The following is a 10,418-nucleotide window of genomic DNA, read 5'->3' as shown; positions in this document are numbered from 1 at the left end:
GTTGGTGTGCACCAACAGGGGCCCGACGGCGATGGCTTGTGCCCGGCTGTCCGGCGCACTAGACCGGGTCGGGTCGAAGCGCTGCGATGAAATGCGCTAAATCTACGACGATGAAAACGCCTGTGGCGGAGGCCACTACGTCACCGGTGCGTTGCGCTCGAACTTCGGCAGCAACGTGAAGCTTGCGACCATTGCGCGCTTTCAGCATGGCACTTACCTCGTAAGGCACTTGCAGGCGAACCGGCGCGAGGAACTCGATGTCGAGCTTTCGTGTAACAGCCAAGTCCCCGATCACATAAAGAAGCATTCCCACCATGTCATCGAGCACGGTGCCTACAGCCCCACCGTGTGCGATGCCCGGAGCACCCCGGTGCCGACTATCGAATACATGCTCTGCGGCGACGCCGTCGCCGCGACGCCGCGCCTGCAACTGATGACCATGGGGGTTGTCCGGACCACAGCCGAGACACCATGGGTGGTGAGGCGGGAGAGGGTCGCCGTCGAGTGTGTCTCGCCGTTCTTCAAAGCTGCGCCACCAGGCCGTCACGAGCGCGATCTCGGTCTCAACCTGGCGTTCGGAATATTCTTGACCGGTTTCCGGCGGTTCTGTCACGACGAACCCACTGAGGCCGGGTTCAGTTCCGTCGATAGCAGCAAGACGATACCGATCACGGAACGGATCTCCTTCACCGGCGACCTCCGTTTTGTCAAGTGCCGTCTGAGCATCACCACAGAATCAGCCGCATCGTGTCAGACTCCTCGATGAGTTTCGCGTCCATCGCGTATTTGTCACCAGCATTCTCTTTTGACGGATATATCGAAGTTCCACCGCAATAAAATGCAATCTCCGTGTAAAACCCTTCTCTACAACAACTTTCGCCTACATGATGGTCTACCTGATCTATTCCACGAGACGAGCGCAGTTAGCGGTCTGCAGTCGCCAACGAGCTGGACGCACGTTCCAAAGCGTCGACAAGATCCGTCTCCCCCTTTGGCAGTCGACCGGCGGCCAGGGCCACCGCGTCTAGGCGAGCTCGTACATCAGCGCCGCGGCGGATCCCGGCGCGCGCGGTCTCGGTCCAGGCCTGCGCACAGCGGTCGGCGACTCGCGCCAGGTCTGCTGTGGCGAGGTCGCCAGTCAGTCTCGCGATCTCAGCGCACCCCTCGGCGAGTAAGCGTCGGAACAATCCGCCGCCGGTGCCTGCCTTCTCGATGAACGCGCCGAGGCCGAACAGTAAGATCTCGAGTTCGTCATCGGGGAGGTCGGCCCAGGTGTGAACGTCGGCGGCCAGCGCTTCGGCGGCTGCCAGGCCCTCGGCACCGCTCGCTGCGGTGAGATTGGCGATTCTTGCCCCTGATGGCTGACGCAAGTTGTCGGCAGACTGCCGGAACGCTGCCGCTGCAGTGCCGCCGATGCTGGGGAGCGCGCTCGGCCAGGTGATGCGGTACGTACAGTGGCGCGTCGGCTGTGGGAACGACGTCGAAGACCTGGCCCGAGCCAGCGAGTCGAAGGGAACCTCCTGCACCTCGGCCCGGTCGTTGTCTACGACGAACGCTACGCCCGCGTCCTCGTCGTAGCCGATCACGACGATGTCGTGGCGGCTCATCTGCATCTGGACCCTCAGATACGGTAGCTCGGCGATGTCGCCCCATACCAGGCTTGGTCGGCCGGAGTCGATTTCGTCGCGAACCCACGACCATCCCTCCTCTGGATCGTCGGTGGTTAGGACCTGGACCTGCCCGCCGAGCCGGCGGGGTAGGTCGACTTCGAAGTCGGCACCTCGTCCCACCAGATACAGCGGTGGAACGAGAGCGTTCGATCGAAGATAGGACAACCCCAAGGCACCCCCGAGGGTAAATGTCAGCCCCTCGCTGGGCGGTCCATCCCACCCGAGATCGTGCCAGTGCAGCAGATCTCGCATCGCGCCTGAACCACAGTGGCCCCCGATTTGATGGGGGTAACCCTCGATGAGGGTCTTGTGCGGCATATGCGATCCTTTCCGAGTGGCGGGGCGTTGGGGTGTCGAAGACCAGTCAGTTGCCAGGGATTCGTTCCAAGTGGGCATGCGTAGCCCATGGGTCGACGTTGCTTACGAACACTGAATTGGTGGCCCAAGGTTGGCACCGAACTGTTGCGGGTCTCGATTGGATCGAGCTCGAGCTCGGAGGGAAGGGTCGATTCGCGAGCCTCCTATAGAAGCCGCGGCTTTTCGTCAGTGGGCGCGCCGAATGAGGTTTGGACCTGTTCGTGCTTCGAATTGCGTATCGCTCGCCGACGTCATATCGATCGCACTCAGGGCAGAGACGCTTCACACTGCACCGGCGAGTGACAGTTCGGCGCGGTCGATGGGGAGCTGCTGCGTGATGACCCGTTTGCTGAACATGAAGTCGCGGGGACGATTGATGCAGTCCGCCGCAATCAGCTCTGCACTGCGTAGGTAGTAGCAGGTGAAGTCGCTGTCACGGGTCGGGTTTCCGCTGAGGACGACTTCGTCGTACCCAGTGTTGAGCCCGGCGATCTGGAGCTTGAAGTCGTATTGATCCGACCAGAACCAGGGGAGCGCCTTTATCTCTTTAGGCTTTCCGCAGATGGTCGCGGCAGCGACCTTGGCCTGCTCGGCGGCACTTGGCACGGACTCCAGGCGAATGCGACGTCCGTAGCGGGCCATGTCGTGGCTGGCGCAATCCCCGGCGGCCACGATGTTGTGATCACTGGTCCGGGCGTGGTCGTCGATGACGACGCCATTGTCAACGGCAAGGTCCGCGGCGGCGGCGAGGTCGACATTGGGCTCCACGCCGATTCCGATAATGAGGAGGTCGGCAGGGATTGATTCGCCGCTGGCCAGGACCACTTCGCGGACGCGGCTATCGCCGGTGAGCGCCTCGACCAGGGCTCCCGTGCGGATGTTGACCCCTTTACTACGGTGGATTCGGTCGAAAAATGCGGAGACTTCGGGGGCGGTGACTCGTTCGAGGACGCGTTCGGTCGCCTCCAACACGGTGACCTCCAGACCCAGTGCACGCAAGGAGGCGGCCGTCTCTAGGCCGATGTAGCCCCCGCCGACGATCACGGCTCGACGTCCGGGGTTCGCGGCCTTTCGAATCAACCCGACGTCCGCGGCGGTGCGTAGGTAATAGACTCCGGCCAGGTCGGCCCCCGGGGTAGGGAGCCGCCGCGGGCGGGCACCGGTGCACAAGGCGAGCTTGTCATAGGTCAACGCGTCGCCAGTGCTGAGCGAAAGGCTTCCTGCTGAGCGGTCGATCGCTTCTACAGTCGCGTCGCGGAGTTGGATCCCGTGCTTGCTGTAAAACTCGACGCTTCGGATCTCCAGGTCCTTGAGCGTGCTCTTCGAGGCCAGGTAAGCCTTCGACAACGGAGGGCGTTGGTACGGCAGCGCTGACTCGTCGCCGATGAGGACGATCTCTCCGGTCCAACGTTCCTGGCGCAGGCTGGTTGCGAGTTGGGCCCCAGCATGGCTGGCCCCAATGATGACGGCGCGCTGTGCGGTCATGCGTCGGATTTCGGGGTGAGGCGGACCGTCATCTTGCTGATCCCTCGCACGAAGTTGGACTGCACGTACTCGGGTTCGCCGACGACATCGATGTTCTCGAAACGAGCGAGCAATTCCTCCCAGAGGATCCGCAGCTGAAGTTCGGCCAACCGGTTACCCATACAGCGGTGAACACCGAAGCCGAAAGAGATGTGGTTGCGCGCGTTGGCCCGGTCGATGATGAAGTCGTCGGGCCGGTCGAACACGCGTTCGTCGCGGTTGCCCGACGCGTACCACATCACGACCTTGTCGCCTTTCCGGATGAACTGCCCGTTGAGCACCGTGTCGACCTTGGCGATTCGACGCATGTAGGCCAATGGTGTCTGCCACCGGATGATCTCCGAGTTCATGTTGGAGATCAGGTCGGGATTGGCCTTGAGCTTCTCGAACTGATCGGGGAACCGGTTCAGCGCGAGAACACCGCCGCTCATCGAATTGCGTGTGGTGTCGTTGCCACCGACGATCAGCAACACGAGGTTGCCCAAGAATTCCATCGGTCGGCTGATCAGATCCTTGGTGTCGGCGTTGCTCTGCAACATGGTGATCAGATCGAACCCAGGTTCTTCTCCGGCAGCGGTCCGGGCCGCTTTGTCGTGCCAGTGCTCGCTGAGACCTTGTGCCATCTCGCGCATACCGACAAACGTATCGTCGAGGTCTGAGGGACCGCCGTTGGTCTGCTCCATCGAAGTTGCGAGGTCTGACCATTCGACAAGTTTGTGACGCTGCTCGTACGGGAAATCCAGCAAGGTCGCCAGCATGCGAGCGGTCAACTCGATCGAAACATTTTGCACCCAGTCGAATGGCTCATTCACAGGCAGGTCGTCGAGCACCTCCTGGACGCGCGAACGAATCAGCCCCTCCATCTCACGAAGATTCTTCGGCGCGACCACACCCTGCACGGCAGCCCGCTGCCGGTCGTGGCGGGGCGGATCCATAGCGATGAACATTGTGATGTCCAAGAATCGCGGCGGGACCCCGATGACAATCAACGGTTCGGCGGAGAATGCCTCATGGTTCTTGTCGACTGCCATGATGTCGGCATGCCGCGTAACCGACCAGAACGGACCGAACGGGCTGGCGGGCAAATAGTGGACCGGAGCCTCATTGCGTAGGCGCTCGTAGTAGGACTGCCAACGGCCCTGACGATAGAGAAACGGGTTGCTGAGGTCGATCTCGGCGAGTTCGACGTCCTCGACCGGCGGGATGGGACTTTCGACGAACAGCTTCTTCCCGTTCGATCTGGTCACCCACCGTCGGGTCTTGTCGTAGAGGTGCGCGCCCTGAATCTGTAGGTCGATTGGGACGACCGACTGGACTCGCTCAGTGATTGCTTCAGAAACCTTCATCTTGTCTTGCCCGCCTCTTCCGTGGTCACATCTGAAATTCTGGCGTCTGGACAATCAAGCCGTCCCACGCCACGGACACAAGCATCTGGCAGGACAATCGGGAGGTCGGTTGACGCTCGGGGTTCATCGCGAGCATCTCCTCCTCAACGGCGCTCGAACGCCCGACCATCTCAGACCACTGCGGATCGACGATCACATGGCAGGTCCCGCATGCGGCTTCACCTCCACAGTCGCCGTCGATGCCGGGCACTGCATTGTTGGTTGCGATCTGCATCAACGACAGGCCTTCCTCGAGAAGCGCCTCGTCTTTCTCGCCGTCGTGCGAGACAAAGGTGACAACAGCCATAACCAACTCCTGATGCTGTGTTTCGGTGTGAGACTTCAAATTGTGTTCGAAGTTGACTGCGTCGGCTATGTTCGCCAGAGTCAGATGGTTGTGAATTCGGCTCAGAGGAGTATGGCCCGATGGACTTCGATGACTCCGGGTCTCGCCGAGAAACCTTCGAGATCAGCGGCAACAGGAGCCGTCGAACCGGTGGGTACCAACCTGTTCACAGAAGTCTTCGTAGCAACTTGATCGAACGTTCGGTATACGGCGGATAGATCAGACTTAGATCGGGTCTGGTGGGTTTGGACAGCACAGCTCTACGGTGGCTCAGAGCTTCGAACCCCCACTTGCCGTGATAATCGCCGATTCCACTGGCTCGCGGTGGCGTCAGTAGCGTCAGAATCGGATGACCCCTCGGATGTTGCTGCCTGATCGCATGTCCTCGTAGCCCTCGTTGATCTGGTCGAGGGTGTACTCACGGGTGATCAGCTCATCGAGCTTGAGGTGTCCGCCGTTGTACAGCTCGACGAGGCGCGGGACGTCGTGAGCAGCGTTGGACGAGCCGTATAGAGAACCGCGGATCTGCTTCTCGTAGAGCGTCAACTCCAACAGCGATCCCGACATAGTGGTCTCTTCGGGGTGTCCGATTGCGGTAACGACCACGCGTCCGCGTTTGCCGACGAGAGACAGCGCCTCGCCAATATAAGACCCTTCGGCGACATCGGTGGTCAAGATGCAGACGTCAGCGAGTTTGCCGCGAGTGATGTCGCTGACCAGCGCCCACGCTTCGTCGATCGAGGCAACGGCATGCGTCGCGCCGAACACGCTGGATTGCTCCCGCTTGAACTCCACGGGATCGACCGCGATGATGTTCAACGCGCCGGCGATCCGGGCACCTTGAATCGCGTTCATGCCGATGCCCCCGGCTCCGATCACGACCACCGTGTCCCCGGCGCGCACTTCGCCTGTGCGCACCGCCGATCCGTAACCGGTGGTGACACCGCAGCCGATCAGCGCCGCCTTGTCCAGCGGTGTTCCTGTGTCGATCTTGACCAGCGACGCTCTCGGCACCACCGTGTACTCCGAGAAGGTGCCCAGCAAGCACATCTGGCCGATGTCCTCGCCGCGTGCGTGGAAGCGGTAAGTGCCATCGAGCTGCGGTCCCATCATGACGGCCGCGCCTGTGTCGCACAGGTTCCCCATGCCGCGCGCACAGTAGGAACAGTGCCCGCACGACGGCAGGAAGGTGAGAATGACCGAATCACCCTCGGAGATGTCGTCGATGCCCGCCCCGATCTCGACCACGGTGCCGGCGCCCTCATGACCGCCGACGACAGGCAGAGGGAAGGGCAGATCGCCGGTCACGAGGTGTTCGTCGGAATGGCACAACCCACTCGCGGTCAGCCGGACGAGCACCTCGTTGGGGCCGGGCGGATTCAGCTCGACCTCCTCGACCTCCCACTTCTCTCCCAGGCCCCAGAGAACAGCAGCACGTGTCTTCATGATTCTCCCTAGATCGATACTTCGGTTGCCGTGATTGCCGATTCAGGCCAGTGTCTCGACGATGAGGCCACCGTCGGCGTGCTGGCGTCGTAGCTTCTTCTTGTCGAACTTGCCGGTCGAGGTCAGTGGAACTTCAGTAACGAATGCCCACCGCTCCGGTAGCCACCACTTGGCCACCCGCGGACGGAGGAACTCCGACAATTCCGCGGCGGTGGCGGTGCGTCCGGCATCGAGGACTACCACTGCCAGCGGCCGTTCCTGCCACTTGTCGTCTGGCACACCGATCACCGTGGCGGTGCGTATCGCAGGATGAGCGGCCAATTCGTTCTCCAGTTCGACCGAGGAGATCCATTCACCTCCGGACTTGATGACGTCCTTGGAACGGTCGGTCAGGGTGATGAATGCATCAGCGCTGATCGTTCCGACATCTCCGGTGGACAACCACCCGTCCGGCGTCACCGCCGGACCCTCATGCTCGTAGTACGACCCCGTGATCCACGGGCCGCGGATCTGGATCTCGCCCACCGCCTTTCCGTCCCAGGGTTGCTCTGTACCAGCGTCATCGACGATGCGGGCCTCCACACCGGCCACCACCCTGCCCTGGGTTCCGCGTATATGAAGGGACCGCTCCGGTGAGTCGGTGTCCCGCGGCAATGCGACCGCAGCAAGCGGCGAGGTCTCGGTCATCCCCCATGCCTGCACGATGCGAATACCCAGCTCGTCGTAGGCGGTTATCAACGACCGCGGAACGGCGGAACCCCCGCAGGCCACCATCTTCAGCGAACTGACGTCATGGCCGGGGTTGTCCCGCAGATAGTGCAGAACGTCGGTCCAGATCGTCGGGACCGCGCCCGCCATCGTCGGTCGCGCTGCCTCGATCATCTCCACCAACGGCTCAGCCTGCAAAAAGCGGTCGGGTAGCAGCATCTGCGCGCCTGCCATCATCGCCGCGTACGGCAGTCCCCACGCATTGGCGTGGAACATCGGCACGATCGCCAATACCGTGTCGTCATGACCGATGCCCAGCGCATTCGAAGTGCACGCTGCCTGCGAATGCAACCACGTCGAACGATGGCTGTAGACAACGCCTTTCGGATGTCCAGTGGTTCCGCTGGTGTAGCACATCGCAGCGGCCGACCATTCGTCGACATCGGGCCAGTCGAATGAGCACGATTGGGCGGCAACCACGTCGTCGTACCGAAGAACGTCCTTCCCGCACCCCTCAACGGCGGAAAGGTCGCCAGTACCGGTCACCAGCACCGTTCGGACCGACGTCATCGACGGTAACGCCGCCGCCAAGAGCGGAAGGACCGTTCCGTCGACGATGACCACTCGGTCGTCGGCATGGTTGGCGATCCACGTCAGCTGTTCAGTAGGCAGCCGCAGGTTCAACGTGTGCAACACCGCGCCCATCGACGGCACCGCCGAGTAGCAATCGAGATGCTCCTGGTTACTCCATTGCAGCGTGGCGACGCGCTCATCTCCACGAATGCCGATCTCGCGCAATGCATTGGCCAACCGAGCCGCGCGTTCGCCCAACTCTCGGTACGACACCCGGGAGATCTGCCCGGGTCCACGTGCGGTCAACACATCCCGATCGCCATGAATCATCGCGGCATGGCGCACTATCGACGACACGGTCAGCGGAACGTCTTGCATGGTGCTTTTCACCGCGCCACCGTAGTCCTGCAGTCAGCGGTCAAGCGGTGGTCACGCATCGATGAGATCCTGGCGATTCTCGCTCTGCAACATCGACTTGTACTCGGGAAACAGGTTCTTGGCCTGCGGGATCAATTTGAGCAACTTGGGCACCGGCCCTTTCGCGCGCACGGTTCCCTTGGCCATTGCCATCGTCAGGTTCACCTTCCCCAGCCAGAACTTGTTCCCGGTGTCCGAAGACATGAACAGCTCGACATTGGGTACCGCGGTACTCGAAGCTCCGGTCTCCACCACCTTGTTCGGCATATCCACCGTCACCACCGCATCCGGATCGGTGTAGTGCACCCGCAACACCACGCCCGAGCCCGCAAGCTTGTCCGCCAGCCCCTCGACCTCCAGGCCACGCCGAAATATCCCGGCCATATAGGTGTAGACCTCGTCCTCGTCCTTGAACACAGCCATCTCGAACCTCCACCAATCTCGTTGTTCTAGGAAATGCACGGTCGCGAGCGACCAGGGACTCTCAATCGCCGATAGTCACCGCCCCCGTCGGACAAGCCAGCGGGGGTCGACCGCCGCTCAGCCGAACTCACCGTTACCAGGAAACCTTTTTGCAGGCACTGCGTTGTTGGTTGCGATCTGCTTCAACGACAGGCCTTCCTCGATCGAGAGGTGTGCCTCGCCGTCCTTCTCGCCGTCGTGCGAGACAAAGGACAACAGCCAGAACTAACTCCCGATGCTGAATTTTCGGTGTGAGAACTTAGAAACACTGTGCTCGAAGTTGACTGCGTCGGCTATGTTCGCCAGAGTCAGATGGTTGTGAATTCGGCTCAGAGGAGTGTTTCCCAGTGGACTTCGAGGACGCGGGCTTGCCACCGCTCGCGTTCATGCAACTGCTTCAAAGCCAAGCGTTCAGCGCAGATGCCGCTGCGCGGTTTCGCAGACTTATGGCTCGCGAAGGAACTGACGAGGCAGCGTTAGTCCAACGTGACATTCAGGCTCCACTGCGGTGGTTTCGCGAGGTCTACCCCGATCTCGACGCCGACCAGGCAACCGTGCTCGGCTTCGTGTTCGCTGAACACGCCCAGTTGACGTCCTTCGGCCCGTTGAGTGTTCCGCTGGTAAGTGCGGGCTCAGTAGCCGAGATTGTGGAGCTGCTCACCTATCTGCCGTTGATCTCGACGGCCGTCAGTTCACAGTTTCATGCCAGTGCAGACCACGGCTTCTCGGTCGGCCTCATCGGGCACACACACGATCCGGGCCTGGACTGCCTTGCAATTGCCTACGCTGGGTCGACGCTACTGCGGCTGCTTGGCCTGCTCTCCTACGACGCGCCGGCCGTTACCCTTCATCTGAGTTGGCCAACGCCGGTTGCTCTGATGAACCATGAGCACGTACTAGCCGGGCGTCTGCACTTCGACGCCCCGCTGTCCTGCGTCCATGTTCCAGCAGAAACAGTCGACGAGGTCTGTCGGTTTTCCGATCCCCTAGCCTATCGAATCGCCATCGCCGAACTGCAGCGAACCCTCGACCAGCGAAACGGAAGTACGTCGTTCTCGGAGAAGGTGCGACGGTTGATCGAGGAAGATCCCGGACGAAGTGGCAGTCACTGGGTGGCAGACAAGCTGGCCATATCCACCAGCACGCTTAAGCGGCGCCTCTCCGAGGAGGGGACTACTTTTCGCGAGCAACGAGAGTCATTCCTTCGCGAGCGCGCGACGCTCAGATTACTGGACCGATCAATGACGGTAAGTGAGATCGCAAAGGAACTCGGATACAGCGACCTCACAAACTTCTCGCATACCTTCAAACGATGGACCGGCTTCTCGCCGAGCGAGTTCCGAAACACAAAAAGGAGCTGGTGAGTTCCTTGTCCCGCCTCTGAAAGTAGTTCTCGACGAGGTGGGTCTCGCCGGTGATCGAGTTTGGGTTTCCTGCGGCCCGGTTGACCTGCTCGGTGTAGGCGGTGACATGCACGAGCGCGTGGTTTTTGATCTGTGTGGACGGTCACGTAGCTCCCCCGGGGGTGAA

The 10,418-nt window shown here is 61.3% G+C and carries 9 protein-coding genes and 1 pseudogene; 1 reads left to right on the top strand and 9 read right to left on the bottom strand.

The window, feature by feature from the left end; genetic code table 11:
* Positions 1-58: 58 nt before the first annotated feature.
* From KVY23_RS24390 to KVY23_RS24350, 9 genes and pseudogenes are all read right to left on the bottom strand, one after another.
* The gene (locus KVY23_RS24390) at positions 59-613 is read right to left on the bottom strand and encodes a PaaI family thioesterase (protein WP_075840922.1); all 555 of its coding nucleotides are present in this window, start codon (positions 611-613) and stop codon (positions 59-61) included.
* Between the two features lie 310 nt (positions 614-923).
* A complete protein-coding gene (locus tag KVY23_RS24385) occupies positions 924-1,988 on the bottom strand; it encodes a BtrH N-terminal domain-containing protein (RefSeq protein ID WP_230558493.1) in 1,065 nt (354 codons plus the stop codon).
* Positions 1,989-2,309: 321 nt separating this feature from the next.
* Entirely contained in the window at positions 2,310-3,512 is a 1,203-nt protein-coding gene (locus KVY23_RS24380) for an NAD(P)/FAD-dependent oxidoreductase (protein ID WP_075840921.1), read from the bottom strand.
* Positions 3,509-4,897 (bottom strand): cytochrome P450, encoded by a 1,389-nt coding sequence (locus KVY23_RS24375; RefSeq protein ID WP_206511650.1) that lies wholly within the window; start codon positions 4,895-4,897, stop codon positions 3,509-3,511. Before KVY23_RS24375 ends, KVY23_RS24380 begins: the two co-directional genes overlap by 4 nt.
* Before the next feature lie 25 nt (positions 4,898-4,922).
* The gene (locus KVY23_RS24370; protein WP_206511651.1) at positions 4,923-5,243 is read right to left on the bottom strand and encodes a 2Fe-2S iron-sulfur cluster-binding protein; all 321 of its coding nucleotides are present in this window, start codon (positions 5,241-5,243) and stop codon (positions 4,923-4,925) included.
* Between the two features lie 205 nt (positions 5,244-5,448).
* Positions 5,449-5,601: pseudogene (locus KVY23_RS24365) on the bottom strand (aldehyde dehydrogenase family protein); the annotation flags it as partial.
* Positions 5,602-5,621: 20 nt separating this feature from the next.
* Entirely contained in the window at positions 5,622-6,728 is a 1,107-nt protein-coding gene (locus KVY23_RS24360; RefSeq protein ID WP_206511652.1) for an NDMA-dependent alcohol dehydrogenase, read from the bottom strand.
* Positions 6,729-6,770: 42 nt separating this feature from the next.
* Positions 6,771-8,387, bottom strand: a complete 1,617-nt coding sequence (locus tag KVY23_RS24355; protein ID WP_206511654.1) for a fatty acid--CoA ligase — start codon at positions 8,385-8,387, stop codon at positions 6,771-6,773.
* A 51-nt stretch (positions 8,388-8,438) separates the two neighbouring features.
* On the bottom strand, positions 8,439-8,849 hold the full coding sequence (locus KVY23_RS24350; protein ID WP_075840920.1) for an SCP2 sterol-binding domain-containing protein: 411 nt from the start codon (positions 8,847-8,849) through the stop codon (positions 8,439-8,441).
* A gap of 386 nt (positions 8,850-9,235) precedes the next feature.
* Here KVY23_RS24350 and KVY23_RS24345 point away from each other — a divergent pair, with 386 nt between their 5' ends.
* Positions 9,236-10,252: an AraC family transcriptional regulator gene (locus KVY23_RS24345; RefSeq protein ID WP_206511653.1), complete on the top strand. Its 1,017-nt coding sequence runs from the start codon at positions 9,236-9,238 to the stop codon at positions 10,250-10,252.
* The last annotated feature ends 166 nt before the right edge of the window (positions 10,253-10,418 follow it).

It is taken from the genome of Rhodococcus sp. I2R (assembly GCF_020889545.1).
Taxonomy (GTDB): domain Bacteria; phylum Actinomycetota; class Actinomycetes; order Mycobacteriales; family Mycobacteriaceae; genus Rhodococcoides.
The sequence above is the reverse complement of the archived record's forward strand: the minus strand, read 5'-3'. Positions and strand labels throughout refer to the sequence as shown.